Below are 16,715 nucleotides of genomic sequence, written 5' to 3'. Positions count from 1 at the left end.
CGACTCAACGCGACGGCAACTTCGTCTGTAACTGCGGCGGCCACGGCCGCTCGCTGTCCGTCTTCACCCAGGCCACGCCCGGCAGGCCGGTCTTGACCACCGTCAGGTGCTGTCGCAGCAACTCCGGCGCGATCTGCGCGCGCACGCGGAACATCAGCTTCTGGCGCTCGCTCTCGGTCTCGACGGTCTTTGGCGTGAACTGTGCGGTGCTGGAGACGAACGAGATGCTCGCGGGGATCACGAACTGCGGCGCGGCATCGAGAATGATGCGGGCCTCGGCGCCCATCGCGAGGCGTCCCGCCACCTCGGACGGCAGGAAGAACGTCATGTACACGTCGGACAGGTCGACGAGGTTGAGCACCTTGCCGCCGGCGCCCAGCACCTCGCCGGGCTGGGCCACGCGATACTGCACGCGGCCGTCGCGCGGGGCGCGCAGTTCGCTGTCGGTGATGTCGGCTTCGATGCGGTGGATGGTTGCCTGGGCGGCCTGCACGGTGGATTTCGCGCCCGTGACTTGCGCGTTGGCGGCCTCGACGGCGGATTGCGCCGCCGCCACCTGGGCGCGTGCGGCCGTGACAGCCGCGCGGGTGCTGCGCACGCGCGCGCGGTCGTCGTCGAGCTCCTGGACCGATGAGGCGCCTTCCTTCGACAGCGTCTCGGAGCGCGACAGGCGCCGCTGCGCCGCATCGAGTTCGGCTTCGCGCGCGGCAACGTTGGCTTCGGCGGTCGCCTTGTCCGACAGACGCGCCGCCGCCTGCGCCTGAATCGCGGCGACGTTGGTCACGGCCTGCTGATACTGTGCACGCGCTTCGTCGCGCTGCGCATTGAGGGTATCGATCTGCATCTTCGCGAGGACCTGCCCGGCTTTGACGAAGTCGCCTTCCTTCACGTAGATGGCCTCCACGCGTCCGGCGAGCTTCGTCGCGATATCGACTTCCGTGGCCTCGATCCGACCGTTGCCGCTGGCAAAGCCCGCGCCTGGCCCGGTGTGGTTGTAGGTCTTCCATCCATACCAGCCCAGGCCGATCACGACCAGCACGGCCAGTGCGGAAACCATCAGTTGCTTGGCGTTGGGAAGCGTCATGTTCTTTTGCCTCTTGAATTCATTGGGCGGTCCGCGTGGCGTTCGTTCTGCCCGGTGCCCCGGGCGCAGCGACATTGCCCGCCGGTGAGGGCTCGATCACGCGGGGCGTGCGCGCGAACGGGCCGGCAGGTGTGTCGGCCGCCGGCATCAGGCGGCTGCCGCCGCCGAGTGCCGTGTAGAGCGATACGCGCGCGGAGAGCAGCGCGCGACGCGTTTGCACCGTCTGTTGTTCGATCGCGAGGAGATCGCGCTGGGCGTCGAGCACTTCGAGGAAGGCCGCGGCGCCGTGGTCGTAGCGCAGCTTTGCGAGACGGGCGCGCTCCGACTGGGCGTCTTGCGTGGCCTGCAGGATCGAGACCTGATCGGCCAGCCAACGGCGCGCACTGAGGGCGTCCGCGACGTCGCGAAACGCGCCTTGAATCGCCTTCTCGTAGTTGGCAACCGATTCCACCCGACGCGCTTCGGCCAGGTCCAGGTTGTTGACGAGGCGCCCGCCCTGGAAGATCGGCAGGCTGATGCTCGGCGTGAAGGTCCACGCGGCGCTGCCGGCCTTGAATAATCCGTCGAGCGCACTGCTGGCCGTGCCGACCGAGCCGGTGAGCGTGATCTGCGGAAAGAACGCCGCGCGCGCCGCGCCGATGTTGGCATGCGCCGCGCGCAACTGATACTCGGCCGCGATGATGTCGGGCCGGTCTTCGAGCAGCGAGGACGGCAGCCCCGGTTCCAGATCGCGCATCAGCGCCGCGTCGTCGAAGGTGTGGTCGAGGGCATGCGGCGAGGTGTCGATCGGTGCGCCCACGAGCACCTGCAGCGCATGCGCCTGCGCGGCGCGTTGCTGCTGGAGCTGCGTGACGAGCGCGCGCGCCTGCTGCCACAGTGTGGTGACCTCGGTCAGGTCGAGCTTCGACGTGGCGCCGACCTGCTCGCGACGGGTGAAGATGCGCAGCGATTCGGCGCGGCTGTCAACCGTCTGCTGCGCCAGTGCAATGCGCTCGTCGAACTCGCGCAGGCTCAGCCATGTCTGGGCCACCTGGGAAATCAGACTGAGCTCGAGTGCGCGGCGAGATGCATCGGATGCCAAATAATCATCGAGCGCGGCATCCTTGAGATCGCGGATGCGCCCCCAGAAGTCCAGCTCCCATGTCGACAGCCCAAGTCCGACCTGGTACTGGCTGCTGATGTACGGATTGCCGGTAATGCTCAGGTCACGCGGCAGGCGCTGCCGGGTTTCGTTCGCTCCCACACCCAGCGACGGAAGCAGGTCCGCGCGTTGAATGCCGTACACCGCGCGCGCCTGTTCGACGCGCGCGAGCGCAACGCGCAGATCGCGATTGTTGGCCAGCGCGGTCTCGATCAGGCCGCGCAACTGCGGATCGGCGAAGTATTCCCGCCAGCCCAGCGAGGCCGCCGGTTGCGCGGCCGCGGTGGCGGGCGACGTGCTGACATCCGATGTCCATACGCTGGCCACCGGGGCCGCAGGACGCTCGTAGGTCGGCGCCATCGAAATGCAACCGCTGGTCAGGGTTGCCAGGACGGCGCTCAGGGTGGCCGTCACGGTCGTCGCAAGGGGGGACGCGACGCCGGAACGCATACGTGGATTGCATGGTTTCGCCATAGAAGTCTCGACCTCCCGACGGACATCCCACTATAGCGTGGCGACGTCGATCGACGTATACGAAAGTGGTCGAAAAAAAGCGAACGGTTGTGCTAAATCAACAAGGGCCCCGAATCGACTAGAGGATCAACTCAGTCGATTCGGAGCCCTGTGTAATGTCGCGTCATGCAGTGGTCACGGAAGTCCCGCCCGTTTCAGGTGCTGTTGCGCCAATTCGGGGATTCCGCGCGTTGGCGGGGGGGCGTTCCGTTTGTTCGGTGGGATGCGTCAAGTTGGTGCGCGCACCCGCCGGGGCGCCATGCCCCGGCGCCGCGAGCTCGGGTCAGAATTCGGCGTCGAGGCCGTCCTGCACCTGCTCGGCGGCGCGTAGCACGGCGCGCGCCTTGTTCTCCGTTTCCTGCCATTCCGACTCGGGGACCGAATCGGCGACGATGCCGGCGGCGGCCTGTACGTAGAGGTTGCCGTCCTTGATCACGCCGGTCCGGATGGCGATGGCCACGTCCATTTCGCCGCCGAACGACAGGTAACCCACCGCGCCGCCGTACAACCCGCGCTTCACGGGTTCGAGCTCGTCGATGAGTTCCATGGCACGTACCTTCGGTGCGCCGGTAAGCGTGCCGGCGGGGAACGTGGCGCGAAGCACGTCGATGTTCGACAACCCCGGTTGCAGGCGTCCTTCCACAGAGCTCACGATGTGTTGCACGTGCGAATACTTCTCGATCACCATCTTGTCGGTAACTGCCACGGTGCCCGTTTGCGCGATGCGCCCCACGTCGTTGCGCGCCAGATCGATGAGCATGACGTGCTCGGCGATTTCCTTCGGATCGCAAAGCAATTCGGTGGCCAGCTCGGCGTCGCGCTCGGGCGTGGCGCCGCGCGGGCGCGTGCCCGCGAGCGGGCGGATGGTGACGATCTCCTGTTCGCCGTCCGGCGTTTGTCGGCGTTCCTGACGCACGAGGATTTCGGGCGACGCGCCGACCACCTGAAAATCGCCGAAGTTGTAGAAATACATGTACGGCGAGGGGTTGAGCGAGCGCAGCGCGCGGTAGAGCGAGAGCGGGGCGTCGCGATACGGCTTGATGAGACGCTGGCCGACCTGCACTTGCATGAGTTCGCCTGCCGCGATGGCCTCCTTGGCCTTGGCGACGGCCGCGAGATAGTCCGGCTTGGCGAATTCGCGGAACGTCTCGGTGCGTACGCTGCCCGAGGTGACTGGCGCGTCCACCGGCGCCTTTAGGCGAGCGCGCAGTTCGCGCAGCCGCAGGCGGGCCTTCGAATAAGCCTCGGGCTGGGTGGGATCGGCGTAGATGATGAGGTAGAGCTTGCCGGTCAGGTTGTCGATCACGGCGAGTTCTTCGGTGAGCAGCAACTGGATGTCGGGCAGATGCAGGTCGTCGCGCGGCGTGGTGTGGGCCAGCTTTTTCTCGATGTAGCGCACGGCGTCGTAGCCGAAGTACCCGGCGAGGCCACCGCAGAAGCGCGGCATGCCCGGGCGCAGGGCGACTTTGAAGCGGGCCTGGAACCGGGTGATGAAGTCGAGCGGATCGCCTTCATGCGTCTCGACGATCGCCCCATCGCGCACCACCTCGGTCTTCGGACCGAAGCTGCGCAGCAGCGTGTGGGCGGACAGGCCGATGAACGAGTAGCGGCCGAAGCGTTCGCCGCCGACAACCGATTCGAGCAGGAAGGTGTTGGCGCCGCGCCGGTCGCCCAGCGCCAGCTTCAGATACAGCGAGAGCGGGGTGTCGAGATCGGCGAAGGCCTCGGCGATCAGCGGAATGCGATTGAAGCCCTGGTTGGCCAGCGATTTGAATTCGAGTTCGGTCATGTTGCACTCTGCCTGCAGGTTTGCCGGCGGGCGGTCCCGCGATGTCGGCGTGGATTGGCGTTGAGAATACCTGAGTGATGTCGGGGTGGACGTGCTGGCCCGCGCCCGGGGCGCAACGTAGGCGCGAGGCACGGGCAAACGCCCGCGGGATCGCCGCGCGAATTGCGTCTCGACGCATCCGCCCGCCGTGTAGCACGGCGCGCAGACAAATGACTTCTTGGGAACAACAACGATGCAAGAAACGGGTTGCCGAAGACGAGCTTCGGCGGTCCCGGCCACCCCTTGGAAGGGTTCAGCAGGACCAGCGTCGCCAGGGCCAGGCCCCCCGGTCGATCACGCCAAGACTCCGTTTCTTGTTCAGGAACATTGCGCTTGAATGCAGTGTGGAAGACGGCGAATTCAGCTCGCCAGATCGGACGTCGCCTTGGGCAGAATCGCCCGGGCGGCGCCCAGAATTGAGGCGACTATACCATCCGTGTCGATCGTTTGTATAGATTCGCCATGGTTGTAGCCGTACGGCACGGTGAGCGAGGCGCAACCGGCCGCACGGGCCGCCTGCGCGTCGTTGCCCGAGTCGCCGACGAGCACCGCCTGCGACGGCGATACGCCGAAGGCCTCGCACGCCTTGACGAGCGGCATCGGGTCGGGCTTGCGCCTGGGCCACGAGTCCCCGCCGTAGACGAGATCGAAATGATCGGCGAGCGCGTAGTGTTCGAGCAGCGCCACGGCGAAGCGGTGCTGCTTGTTGGTGATGCAGGCCACGGGCAGCCGCGCCTCGCGCAGCGCTGCCAATCCCTCACGCACTTCGGGATAGAGCACCGTGTTCTCGCCGTTGATCGACGTGTACACGGCTTCGTATTTGTCCTGGGCACGCTCGAACAGGGCCTCGATCTCGCTGTCGGGGAAGCGCTCGGCGAGTGTCTTGCGCACGAGGTTGGCCGTGCCCTTGCCCACGAAGGTCATCAGGCGCTCGGTCGGCACGGGGGCGGCGCCCAGGTCGGCCAGCATCGCGTTGAGCGCCACGCCGAAGTCGCCGGCGGTGTCGACGAGCGTGCCGTCGAGGTCGATCAGCACGGCACGAATGCCGTCGAGCCGGAGATGCGGGTTCTGGATCATGCCACGCTCGCCAGTTGGGCGCGCATCTGATCGATCACCGCCTTGTAGTCGGGTTTGCCGAAGATGGCGGAGCCGGCCACGAACGTGTCGGCGCCGGCGGCGGCGATCTCGGCGATGTTGTCGACCTTCACGCCGCCGTCGATCTCCAGGCGGATCTCGCGACCGGTCTCGGCCCGGTAGGCGTCGATGCGCGCGCGCACGGCGCGCAGTTTATTGAGCGCCTCGGGAATGAACGACTGGCCACCGAAGCCGGGGTTGACCGACATGATCAGCACCATGTCGAGACGGTCCATCACGTGGTCGAGGTAGTGCAGCGGCGTGCCCGGATTGAAGACGAGCCCGGCCTTGCAGCCGTTGTCGCGAATCAGGCCGAGCGTGCGGTCGATGTGGTCCGACGCTTCGGGGTGGAACGTGATGAGATTGGCGCCCGCCTTGGCGAAGTCGGGCACGATGCGGTCGACCGGGCGCACCATCAGGTGGACGTCGATGGGCACGTCCACGTGCGGACGAATCGCCTCGCAGACCATCGGGCCGATGGTCAGATTGGGAACGTAATGGTTGTCCATCACGTCGAAGTGAATCCAGTCGGCGCCGGCCGCCACGACGTTGCGGACTTCCTCGCCAAGCCGGGCAAAGTCGGCGGACAGGATGCTGGGGGCGATACAGAATTGCGTCATGGCGAGGTGGGGCGGTAGCGTCAAAAGCGCTATTTTAAAGCTTTCGCCTGACACCTGCCCGCGGTGCTCTCCACAGTGCTCTCATTGGCGAGGTCCGCACCGGCTTCGTGTGGTGGGTCGGCACGGGGGGCACGGGGGCACGGGGGCACGGGAGCACGAGGGCATTGGGGCGGCAAGTCGGCTGCAAGCGGGGCGGACGCGCATGAGCATCACGCCCGCCGGGTCGGCAGGGCCCCGGGATGTCCGCCGGTTGCGACCCGCGACGACTTGCCGCAGAATGCCTTGCAAAACGCGATGACGCGCGCCATGTCGCGCCAAGCGCAATGGTCGCGACGCCGCGGAACCGACCGACGACAGACCGACAGCCGGCGGCCCGACCGCCATGACCAGAACGCCATCAGAGAGCACGCATGCGCAACAGGAACACCCGATGAGCCAGTACGAATTTACCGTCACGGTGCGCCCGCAATACCTTCCGGAGCAATCGGAACCGGATCGGCGGCAATTCGCCTTCGCGTACACGATCACGATCGTGAATACCGGAGAAACGCCGGCACAGCTGATCTCGCGCCACTGGGTGATCACCGACGGCGACAACAAGGTGCAGGAAGTGAACGGCCTGGGCGTGGTGGGGCATCAGCCGTTCCTCAAGCCCGGCGAACAGTTCGAGTACACGAGCTGGGCCATGGTCGGCACGCCGGTCGGCACCATGCGCGGCGAGTACTTCTGCGTGGCGGAGGACGGCACCCGCTTCGAAGTCCCCATCGCCGAGTTCGCGCTCACCATGCCGCGCACGCTGCACTGAAATCGGGCATGAACGCAGTCACCGGGCGTCAGCGGCGGTCGTCGGACCAGTCTTCCCGCTTCAACGGATCGTCGGACGCGCGAGCGGTCGCGTCGGCATCGATCGGGTCGACGGTGTCGCTCGGCATCGGCCGGCTCGCCCGTGTCTGGCGCACCCGGCGGTGGGGCGACGGCCTGCGACGCATCACCACGATGGCCGCGATGATCACGACGGCAAGCAACACTTCCGGCAGTACCAGCAACGCCGGATATTCATCGAACAGATTACCCATGACGCTTTTCCTGAATGTGTTCGGGCGGTGGCGTGCCGGCCGGGGGCTGGCACTCGCCGCGTTGGCGGTATTGCTTTACGGTTGTTCGAGTGTGCCTCCGAAGGGCACCTATCGTCCAGGCACGCCACCATCGACCGTGGCCACGCCGCCCTCGGGCGCGGGACGCATGCAACCCGTATCGTGGTCGCAGGTCGACGGCTGGCAGGATGATTCGCTCATCGGCGCCCGGCTCGCGCTCGCGCAAAGCTGCGTCAAGCTGAGCCGCCAGAGTCACTGGCAAATGGCCTGCCGGGCCTCCGAGCAGCTCGACGATCTCGATCCGGCGGCGGTCCGTCAATTCTTCGAACAGTACTTTACGCCGTTTCGTATCGCGAACTCCGATGGCACGCAAACGGGCCTGATCACCGGCTACTACGAGCCGTTGCTGCACGGCTCGCGGGTGCGGGGCGGCGTGTACCAGACACCGCTCTACAAATGGCCGGCCGGCCGCCGTGCCGGATCGCTGCCCCCGCGGGCGGAGCTCATGCGCAGCGGCATGTTGCGCGGCAACGAACTGGTGTACGTGGACGACCCCATCGAAGCGTTCTTCCTGCAGGTGCAAGGCTCGGGGCAGGTGCTGCTCGACGACGGTACCGTCATGCGCGTGGGCTATGCGGGCAATAACGACCAGCCGTACAAGTCGATCGGCCGCTGGTTGATCGACCGCGGCGAGATCACGCCCGCGCAGGCGACGATGCAGGGCATTCGGGCGTGGGCGCGGGCCAACCCGTCGCGTGTGGACGCACTGCTCGACGTGAACCCGCGCTTCGTGTTCTTCCGCGAGATGCCGAACCACGGTGTGGGCGGCATCGAAGGCCCGATCGGGGCGCTCGGGGTGCCGCTGACGGCGGAGCGTTCGATCGCCGTCGATCCGGCGTCGATCCCGCTGGGCAGCCCGGTGTTCCTCTCGACCACGCGCCCGCCTTTTGGGCCGCAGGCGAATACGCCAATCAACCGGCTGATGTTCGCCCAGGACACCGGCAGCGCCATCAAGGGCGGCGTGCGCGCCGACTTCTTCTGGGGACTGGGCGACGACGCGGGCGATCTCGCCGGGCGCATGCGCCAGAGCGGCAAGATGTGGGTGTTCCTGCCGAATCAGTGACGCCGCGCGATGCGCCCCGCGCTCAGGAAGAAAAAAGCCCGCGGATTCGCGGGCTTTTATCTTTCGTCACGGCGCCGTGACGGCAACGGATTGTGGCGACCCGTCGCTTCGCGGTGGATGCCGTGTCGGTCGGGGGATCAGCGCGGGCGCTTGTCGAGCACGCGGCGGGCCTTGCCGACGGAGCGCTCGATAGCGCCGACCGGCTTCACGCGAACCGCGCACGACACGCCGATCAGCGTCTTGATATCGCGCTTGAGCTCGCCGCCCGCCGATTGCAGCGCGCTGTCGTCGTTGCAGCCGACCGCCGCTTCGACTTCAACGGCCATCGTGTCCATCGGGCCTTCCTTGTCCAGGATGATCTGATAGTGTGGCGAGAGCACCGGCTGGCGCAGCAGCAGTTCCTCGATCTGCGACGGGAACACGTTCACGCCGCGGATAATCATCATGTCGTCCGAGCGGCCGGTGATCTTCTCCATGCGACGCATCGTGCGGGCAGTGCCCGGAAGCAGACGCGTGAGATCGCGCGTGCGATAGCGGATGATCGGCAGGGCTTCCTTCGTGAGCGAGGTGAAGACCAGCTCGCCGAATTCTCCGTCGGGCAGCACTTCACCCGTCTCCGGATCGATGATCTCGGGATAGAAGTGATCTTCCCAGATGGTCGGGCCGTCCTTGGTCTCGGCGCATTCGCACGCCACGCCGGGTCCCATCACTTCCGACAGTCCATAAATGTCGACCGCGTCGATGCCCATGCGCTTCTCGATGGCCGTGCGCATGTCGTTCGTCCACGGCTCGGCGCCGAAGATGCCGATGCGCAGCGACGACTCGGCCGCCACCAGACCCTGGCGCTCCAGCTCGTCGGCGATCGCGAGCATGTAGCTCGGCGTGACCATGATGATGTCGGGTTTGAAGTCCTGGATCAGTTGCACCTGCTTCTCGGTCTGGCCGCCGCCGAACGGAATTACCGTCAACCCGGCGCGCTCGGCGCCGTAATGCGCGCCCAGACCGCCAGTGAACAGACCATAGCCGTAGCTGACGTGCACCTTGTCGCCGCGACGGGCGCCGGACGCGCGGATCGAACGCGCGACCAGGTCGGCCCAGGTGCTGATGTCGTTGGCGGTATAGCCCACGACCGTCGGCTTGCCCGTGGTGCCCGAGGAGGCATGCACGCGCGAGACCTGCTCCATCGGCACGGCAAACATGCCGAACGGATAGCTGTCGCGCAGATCCTGCTTCGTCGTGAACGGGAACTTGGCCAGGTCGGCCAGCGAGGTCAGATCGTCCGGATGGACGCCGGCCTCGTCAAACTTGCGGCGGTACACCGGCGAGTTCTCATAGGCATGCCGCAGCGTCGTCTTCAGACGGTCGAGCTGAAGGGCGCGCAGTTCGTCGAGGCTCGCTTTCTCGATCGGCTCGAGCGGCAAGGCGGTGGTCATGACTGTCTCCTTGGGACTTGCTACTTTCTACTACTACTCACTATGACGTGTATGTCTCGTGCCTGCATGCCCGGACCCACGTACTGCCCGGGGCCCGTCAGACGACGTTGCCCTTGATCTGTGCGGACTTGCCGCGGAACATGGCGACCACTTCGCCGGCCGAATTCGTCAGCCGGATGTCGTAGATGCCGTGACGCCCCGAAAGTACCTGCTCCTGCGCCTCGGCGGTGAGGGTGTCGCCCCCGGCAACCGGCTTCAGGAATTCGATGCTGCAACCGGCGGCGACCGTGTTGATGTTGTAGCTGTTGCACGCGAACGCAAACGTCGAATCCGCGAGCGTGAACATCAGGCCACCATGGCAGATGGCGTGGCCGTTGAGGAATTCGTCGCGAATACGCATCGACATGCGCGCATAGCCCGGACGCACTTCCAGCAATTCCATGCCGAGCCACTGGCTGGCGCGATCGGTGCTGTACATCGCCTCGCCCGTGGCGCGGGCGAGCTCTTCCGGTGTCATCTCACTGGGTGCCTTGGCGGCGGGGGAGGTCAGGCTCATCGTGTCTCTCGTCTTGTTTTGATATCGGTCTCTCGCGCGGCATGCGGTCTTGGCCGGGGCAAGCGCGCTGGGTGAGGGCGTCGGTCAGCGACCCTCGAATTTCGGTGCGCGTTTCTCGAGAAACGCGTTCACGCCTTCGGCGTAGTCGTACGAGGCGCCCAGCGCCCGCTGCGAATCGCGTTCCAGGTCGAGCTGCTGATCGAGCGTGTTGGTTGCCGACGCGTACAGCGCTGCCTTGATGGTGGCGAGCGCTCGCGTGGGTTGCGTCGCCAACTGGGCGGCAAGCTTCTGGGCTTCGGACATCAGCGCATCGTCGTCGACACAGCGCCAGATCATGCCCCACTGCTCGGCTTGTTCGGCCGAGAGCTTGTCGCCGAGCATGGCGAGCGCCATGGCGCGCGCCATGCCCACGCGTTGCGGCAGGAACCAGGTGCCGCCGGTATCCGGCAACAGGCCGATCTTCACGAACGCCTGCACGAAATTCACCGAGGCGCTGGCGAGCACGATGTCACACGCGAGTGCCAGGTTCGCGCCCGCGCCGGCCGCAATGCCGTTCACGGCGGCAATCACCGGCACCGGCATCGCGCGCAGCTTACGCACCAGCGGGTTGAAGTTCTCGTCGATCAGCGCACCGAGATCGGTCGAGGCGCCCGGCGTGAAGTCGAGATCCGCCAGATCCTGGCCGGCGCAGAAGCCGCGTCCGGCGCCGGTCAGCACGATCGCGCGCGCGCCTTGCGCCTGCGCGGCGTCGAGCGCGTCGCGCAATTCCGCATGCATCTGGCGCGTGAAGCTGTTGAGCTTCTCGGGACGGTTGAGCGTGATCGTCGCAACGTTGGCCTGCAGCGAGAGCTGAATCGTGGCGGTCATGAGTGTCTTCCTCCGGGTGTCTCTTGTCTTGGCGAAGCGCGATGAGCGATCAGACGCGTTCGATGGCGATGGCGATGCCCTGGCCCACGCCGATGCACATCGTGCACAGCGCATAGCGGCCGCCGGTGCGATGCAGTTGATACATCGCGGTCGTGACCAGACGCGCGCCCGAGGCGCCCAACGGATGGCCGAGGGCGATCGCACCGCCGTTCGGATTCACGCGGGCGTCGTCGTCGGCCACGCCGAGCTGACGCAGCACTGCCAGCCCCTGGCTGGCAAAGGCTTCGTTCAGTTCGATCACGTCGAACTGGTCCAGCGTCATGTTCAGCTGCTTGAGCAGCTTGACCGTGGCCGGGGCGGGGCCGATGCCCATGATGCGCGGCGCCACGCCCGCCGTGGCCATGCCCAGTACGCGCGCGCGCGGCGTGAGACCGTGCAGCCTGGCGGCACTCTCGCTGGCGAGCAGCAAGGCGCACGCGCCGTCGTTCACGCCCGAGGCATTGCCGGCGGTCACGGTGCCGTCGGGACGCACCACGCCCTTGAGCTTGGCCAACGCCTCGAGGCTCGTGGCGCGCGGGTGCTCGTCACGTTCCACCACGATCGCGTCGCCCTTCTTCTGGGCGATCGACACCGGCGTGATTTCCTGCGCCAGCGTGCCGTCGGCCTGCGCGCGCGCTGCCTTCTCCTGGCTGCGCAGCGCGAAGCGGTCCTGGTCTTCGCGATTGATCTTGAAGTCGTCCGCCACGTTCTCGGCCGTCTCGGGCATGGAGTCCACGCCGTACTGCGCCTTCATCAGCGGGTTGATGAAGCGCCAGCCGATGGTGGTGTCGAAAATCGCCGCCTGACGCGCGAAGGCGCTGTCGGCCTTGCCCATCACGAATGGCGCGCGAGTCATCGATTCGACGCCGCCGGCGATCATCAGCCCGGCTTCGCCGGCCTTGATGGCGCGCGCGGCGGTGCCGATGGCGTCCATGCCCGAGCCGCACAGGCGGTTGAGCGTGGCCCCCGGCACGTCGATCGGCAGCTCGGCGAGCAGCGACGCCATGCGGGCCACGTTGCGGTTGTCTTCGCCCGCCTGATTGGCGCAGCCGTAGATTACGTCGTCGATGAGCGTCCAGTCGACGTTCGGGTTGCGCGCCATGAGCGCCTTGAGGGGAATGGCGCCGAGATTATCGGCGCGCACGTCCTTCAGGGCGCCGCCGTAGCGGCCGATGGGGGTGCGGATCGCGTCGCAGATGAAGGCTTCGGTCATGATGTCTCGTTCCTGTCCGTGGTGATCGGGAGATGGCCCGGTGACGGTCGATGGCGGTCGATCGTGCCCGGGCGGCGGCGAGTGACTATGGTAGTGACTTGCCGCCGCGATGGCGCACGATGTCGGGTTTTCTCTCCGTCCCCTCTATATAGTTGAGTGTTGTGTCGCTCAGGCGGTCGCGTCGGCGGAGCGGGCCGGCACGTGATGGCGGCTCTGCACCACGCGGAAACGGTTCGCCACGAAAGCGGCGTCCGCCAGGCTCGCATTCGCGGCCGGGTTGCCGCCCGTGCCGTGATAGTCCGAGAAGGCGGCCGACTGGTTCACGAACACGCCGCCCGTGAGGTTCAGCGACAGCGCCACGCGGCCCTCGATAGCGGCGTCGAGCGCCTGGGCCTCGCCTTCGGCCGACGTCGTGTAGGCCGAGAGCGTGAGCGCACCGTGTTCGGCGGCGATGCGTCCGGCCAGCGCGAAGGCCTGTGCGCTGCTGTCGACGGCGATCACGAAGGCGATCGGGCCGAACCACTCACGCGTGAAGGTCGCCTCGTCGGCCACGTCGAGGGCCACGATCAGCGGCGTGCGAACGCGGGCGTCGGCGAAAGCCGGGTGCAGCAGCGACTGGCTGTCGAGGACCACACGACCGAGACCGCGGGCTTCCTCGATCCGCGCGAGCACGCCCTCGTTCTGGATCGCTCCGAGCAGCTCCACGGCCTTGGCCGGGTCGCTGCACGTTTTTTGAACGCTGCCCGCGATGGCGGACACGACCTCGTCGAACGACACCTTGCCGTCCGGGGTCTGGATGCCGTCGCGCGGAATATAGATGTTCTGCGGTGCGGTGCACATCTGACCCGAGTACAACGCCAGCGAGAAGCCGATGTTGCGGGCCATGCCCTTGAGGTCATCCGTCGAGTCGATCACGATCTGGTTCACGCCGGCCTTCTCGGTATAGACCTGTGCCTGACGGGCGTGGGTCTCGAGCCAGTCGCCGTTGGCGGTGCTGCCCGTGAAGTCGATCACGCGCACTTCGCCGCGCTGGGCGAGCTGCTGGACGATGGCGCCGTCGTTCGGGTTGGTCGCGGCGAGCGTGACCACGTCCGGATCGAAGCCGGCTTCCTTGAGCACCTCGCGAGCAATCTTCACCGTGATGGCCAGCGGCAGGATCGCACCCGGATGCGGCTTGACGATCACGGCATTGCCGGTCGCCAGGCTGGCGAACAGGCCGGGATAGCCATTCCACGTGGGGAACGTACAGCAGCCGAGGACCAGTGCCACGCCGCGCGGCACCACCGTGTAGCGCTTTTCCATGGCGAGCGGCGGGTTCTTGCCCTGCGGCTTCTCCCAGTAGGCGTCGGCCGGAATGCGGCGCAATTCGTCCCAGGCGTAGGCCACGGCTTCGAGGCCGCGATCCTGGGCGTGCGGGCCGCCGGCCTGAAACGCCATCATGAAGGCCTGGCCCGTGGTGTGCATGACGGCGTTGGCCATCTCGAAGCTGCGGGCGTTCAGGCGCTTGAGGATTTCGAGCGAGACACCGACCCAGGCGTCCGGCGTGGCGGCGCGGTACGACTTGTGCGCGTCGCTCACGCGGGCGAGCAGGGTGTCGATTTCGAAACCGGGATAGGTCGTGCCCAGGGCGAAGCCGAACGGCGAGGTTTCCTGGCCGACGCTTCCCGTGCTGCCGCGCTGCTCGAGCGGGAAGGCGGCGTTCAGATACTGCTTGAAGGCGGCTTCGCCGTCGGCGGCCGCCGTTTCGCCATACGCGCGCGGGCTCGGCATTTCCGTGAACGGGCTCCAGTAACCACGCGTGGCGATGGCCTGAAGGGCGCGCTCGAGAGTCTCTTGGTGTTTGGCGAAGAGGGGATGGGTCATGGTGGTGGATCTGTCCGTGTCGGGATGCGGCTGGCGGATTCGCTACCCGCCGGCGGGCACGTTCGTGCTGGCGCGCGGCAGGACGCAGGTGACGGCACCCGGTCGTCGTCGATATGCGTTGTCGACATTAATTAACCGACCGGTTGGTTTGTTAATATAGCATCAAATCTGCCGGGCGTGGCGCGTGATGACGCCGGGTTTTCCCCGACGGCCGGACGGTCTCCTGGCTCGCCGTCGGGCGTCAAGGCTGAACGTCTGCTTGGCGGAACGACAGGTGCGTGCCCGGGGGATCGATGGCATCATGCCCTGAACCTTTGTTTGCAGTGATGTGCCGTTACCTACCCCCGAAACACAAGACAAGACTTTGACTGGAGGAAGAAGAGGATGACGTACGAGAACATTCTGGTGGAGACGCGCGGTCGCGTTGGTCTGATCACGCTGAATCGTCCGAAAGCGCTCAATGCGCTCAACGATGCGCTGATGGACGAACTCGGCGCCGCGCTGACCGCCTTCGATGCCGACGACGCCATCGGATGCATGGTGATCACCGGTAGCGAGAAGGCGTTCGCTGCGGGCGCCGACATCGGCATGATGTCGAAGTACACGTTCGCCGATGTGTTCAAGGGCGATTACATTACGCGCAACTGGGAGACGGTGCGCCGCATCCGCAAGCCGGTGATCGCGGCGGTGTCGGGCTTCGCGCTCGGCGGCGGCTGCGAACTGGCCATGATGTGCGATTTCATTATCGCGGCGGACAACGCAAAGTTCGGTCAGCCGGAGATCAAGCTCGGCGTGATTCCGGGCGCGGGCGGCACGCAGCGTCTCACGCGCGCCGTGTCGAAGGCCAAGGCGATGGATATGTGCCTGACCGCCCGGTTCATGGATGCCGCGGAGGCCGAGCGCGCCGGTCTCGTATCGCGCGTGGTCCCGTTCGACAAGCTGCTGGACGAGGCGATCGGTGCGGCGAACACCATCTGCGAATTTTCCCTGCCGGTCGTGATGGCGGCCAAGGAAGCCGTGAACCGTGCGTTCGAATCGACCCTCGACGAGGGGGTGCAGTTCGAGCGTCGCATTTTCCATTCGCTGTTCGCGCTGGAAGATCAGAAGGAGGGCATGGCCGCATTCGTCGAGAAGCGCAAGCCCGTTTTCAAGCATCGCTGACGCTGTTGTGAAAAACGGTGACGACCTCCTTTGCGGGGGTCGTCCTTGTGGTAGGCTGCCGGTTTTTTCAGCAAGGGACGAAACGATGTCGACCAAACGACGTACATTGGCGCTGGCGCTCATAGTGGCTTCAGGGCTGCTGTTGAGTGCCTGCGGGAAAAAGGAAGAATCGGCCGCGGGCCGCTCGGTGGGGCCGGACGGCGCGCAACCCGTGTATGTCGTCGGTTCGGACGCCGCCTATGCGCCGTTCGAATTCGAAACGGATACCCGACAGATCGCCGGCTTCGACATCGACGTGATGAAGGCCGTTGCCGACAAGGCGGGCATTTCCGTCCGCTTCATCAACACGCCTTTCGAGGGAATCTTCAATTCGTTGGTGCAGGGTGATCGGGACATTCTGATATCGGCGATTACGATCACCGACGAGCGCAGCAAGCAGATGGATTTTTCGACGCCATACTTCGAGGCGTCGCAGTTGATTGCCGTGCCGGTCGACTCGACGGTGAAGAAGTTCGACGATCTCAAGTCGCTGAAGGTGGGTGTGCAGACTGCGACTACGGGCGACGAGGTCGTGCAGAAGCTCATGGGCAAGAACAACCCCGCCGTCAAACGCTTCGAAGGTACGCCGCTGGCGATGAAGGAGCTCGAAGCGGGTGGCGTGGATGCTGTCGTGGCCGACAACGGTGTGGTGGTGAACTTCATCTCCAACAATCCGAACGCGAAACTGCGTACTGTTTCCGACAGCAGCTTCCCGAAGGAGTATTACGGGATTGCGGTGCGCAAGGGCGACACCGAGTTGCTGGCCAAGATCAACAAGGGCATCGAGGCGATCAAGGCTGACGGAACGTACGACGCCATCTACGCGCGCTACTTCGGCAAGAAGTCGTAGTCGGTCGGTGCGCTGGACAATAAGGGCATCGACACCGGTGGGTGACGATGTCGGATGAAAAAGCCCCGTCCCGACGGGGCTTTTTCATGGCTTTTCAAAATATTTTCACAAAGGGCTTGCCAGCGTTCGGGGTTTTCACTAATATCTCGTCTCTCGC

Annotated in this window: 15 protein-coding genes; 4 read left to right on the top strand and 11 right to left on the bottom strand. The window is 65.8% G+C overall.

The genetic code is table 11. The annotated features are described in order from the left end of the window. Nucleotides 1–4 precede the first annotated feature (4 nt). The 5 genes from W930_RS0102990 to rpe all read right to left on the bottom strand — a co-directional run bounded on the left by W930_RS0102990 (nt 5) and on the right by rpe (nt 6,320). The gene (locus tag W930_RS0102990) at nt 5–1,084 is read right to left on the bottom strand and encodes an HlyD family secretion protein (protein ID WP_023594029.1); all 1,080 of its coding nucleotides are present in this window, start codon (nt 1,082–1,084) and stop codon (nt 5–7) included. 19 nt (nt 1,085–1,103) lie between these two features. Further along, a complete protein-coding gene (locus W930_RS25850; RefSeq protein WP_023872405.1) occupies nt 1,104–2,675 on the bottom strand; it encodes an efflux transporter outer membrane subunit in 1,572 nt (523 codons plus the stop codon). Between the two features lie 346 nt (nt 2,676–3,021). Beyond that, entirely contained in the window at nt 3,022–4,527 is a 1,506-nt protein-coding gene (trpE, locus tag W930_RS0102980) for an anthranilate synthase component I (RefSeq protein ID WP_023872404.1), read from the bottom strand. Between the two features lie 399 nt (nt 4,528–4,926). Next, the gene (locus W930_RS0102975; protein ID WP_023594032.1) at nt 4,927–5,643 is read right to left on the bottom strand and encodes a phosphoglycolate phosphatase; all 717 of its coding nucleotides are present in this window, start codon (nt 5,641–5,643) and stop codon (nt 4,927–4,929) included. Next, nucleotides 5,640–6,320, bottom strand: coding sequence for a ribulose-phosphate 3-epimerase (gene rpe / locus W930_RS0102970; protein WP_023594033.1), 681 nt, complete (start codon nt 6,318–6,320; stop codon nt 5,640–5,642). The genes W930_RS0102975 and rpe overlap by 4 nt, the downstream gene beginning before the upstream one ends. Before the next feature lie 430 nt (nt 6,321–6,750). Between rpe and apaG the strand changes: the two genes are divergently transcribed. Further along, nucleotides 6,751–7,125, top strand: coding sequence for a Co2+/Mg2+ efflux protein ApaG (apaG, locus tag W930_RS0102965; protein WP_023872403.1), 375 nt, complete (start codon nt 6,751–6,753; stop codon nt 7,123–7,125). A gap of 28 nt (nt 7,126–7,153) precedes the next feature. Here the strand turns inward: apaG and W930_RS0102960 are convergent, their stop codons facing one another. After that, a complete protein-coding gene (locus W930_RS0102960) occupies nt 7,154–7,396 on the bottom strand; it encodes a hypothetical protein (protein ID WP_023594035.1) in 243 nt (80 codons plus the stop codon). Between W930_RS0102960 and W930_RS0102955 the strand changes: the two genes are divergently transcribed. Then, nucleotides 7,395–8,537: a murein transglycosylase A gene (locus W930_RS0102955; RefSeq protein WP_023594036.1), complete on the top strand. Its 1,143-nt coding sequence runs from the start codon at nt 7,395–7,397 to the stop codon at nt 8,535–8,537. The genes W930_RS0102960 and W930_RS0102955 overlap by 2 nt on opposite strands. Before the next feature lie 137 nt (nt 8,538–8,674). Here the strand turns inward: W930_RS0102955 and paaK are convergent, their stop codons facing one another. The 5 genes from paaK to paaN form a co-directional block, all read right to left on the bottom strand. Beyond that, complete coding sequence (gene paaK, locus W930_RS0102950) at nt 8,675–9,970, bottom strand: phenylacetate--CoA ligase PaaK (RefSeq protein WP_023594037.1); 1,296 nt, start codon at nt 9,968–9,970, stop codon at nt 8,675–8,677. Between the two features lie 97 nt (nt 9,971–10,067). Continuing rightward, on the bottom strand, nt 10,068–10,526 hold the full coding sequence (gene paaI, locus W930_RS0102945) for a hydroxyphenylacetyl-CoA thioesterase PaaI (RefSeq protein ID WP_023594038.1): 459 nt from the start codon (nt 10,524–10,526) through the stop codon (nt 10,068–10,070). A gap of 84 nt (nt 10,527–10,610) precedes the next feature. After that, nucleotides 10,611–11,393: a 2-(1,2-epoxy-1,2-dihydrophenyl)acetyl-CoA isomerase PaaG gene (gene paaG / locus W930_RS0102940; RefSeq protein ID WP_023594039.1), complete on the bottom strand. Its 783-nt coding sequence runs from the start codon at nt 11,391–11,393 to the stop codon at nt 10,611–10,613. A gap of 49 nt (nt 11,394–11,442) precedes the next feature. Then, nucleotides 11,443–12,645, bottom strand: a complete 1,203-nt coding sequence (gene pcaF, locus W930_RS0102935; protein WP_023594040.1) for a 3-oxoadipyl-CoA thiolase — start codon at nt 12,643–12,645, stop codon at nt 11,443–11,445. Between the two features lie 168 nt (nt 12,646–12,813). Continuing rightward, complete coding sequence (gene paaN / locus W930_RS0102930; RefSeq protein ID WP_023872398.1) at nt 12,814–14,508, bottom strand: phenylacetic acid degradation protein PaaN; 1,695 nt, start codon at nt 14,506–14,508, stop codon at nt 12,814–12,816. A 384-nt stretch (nt 14,509–14,892) separates the two neighbouring features. Here paaN and W930_RS0102925 point away from each other — a divergent pair, with 384 nt between their 5' ends. Continuing rightward, on the top strand, nt 14,893–15,669 hold the full coding sequence (locus tag W930_RS0102925) for an enoyl-CoA hydratase (RefSeq protein ID WP_023594042.1): 777 nt from the start codon (nt 14,893–14,895) through the stop codon (nt 15,667–15,669). 85 nt (nt 15,670–15,754) lie between these two features. Beyond that, a complete protein-coding gene (locus W930_RS0102920) occupies nt 15,755–16,558 on the top strand; it encodes a basic amino acid ABC transporter substrate-binding protein (protein WP_023594043.1) in 804 nt (267 codons plus the stop codon). The last annotated feature ends 157 nt before the right edge of the window (nt 16,559–16,715 follow it).

It is taken from the genome of Pandoraea sp. E26, assembly GCF_000681415.1.
In the GTDB taxonomy this organism is placed as follows: domain Bacteria; phylum Pseudomonadota; class Gammaproteobacteria; order Burkholderiales; family Burkholderiaceae; genus Pandoraea; species Pandoraea pnomenusa.
This window is presented reverse-complemented; position numbering and strand designations above follow the sequence as displayed.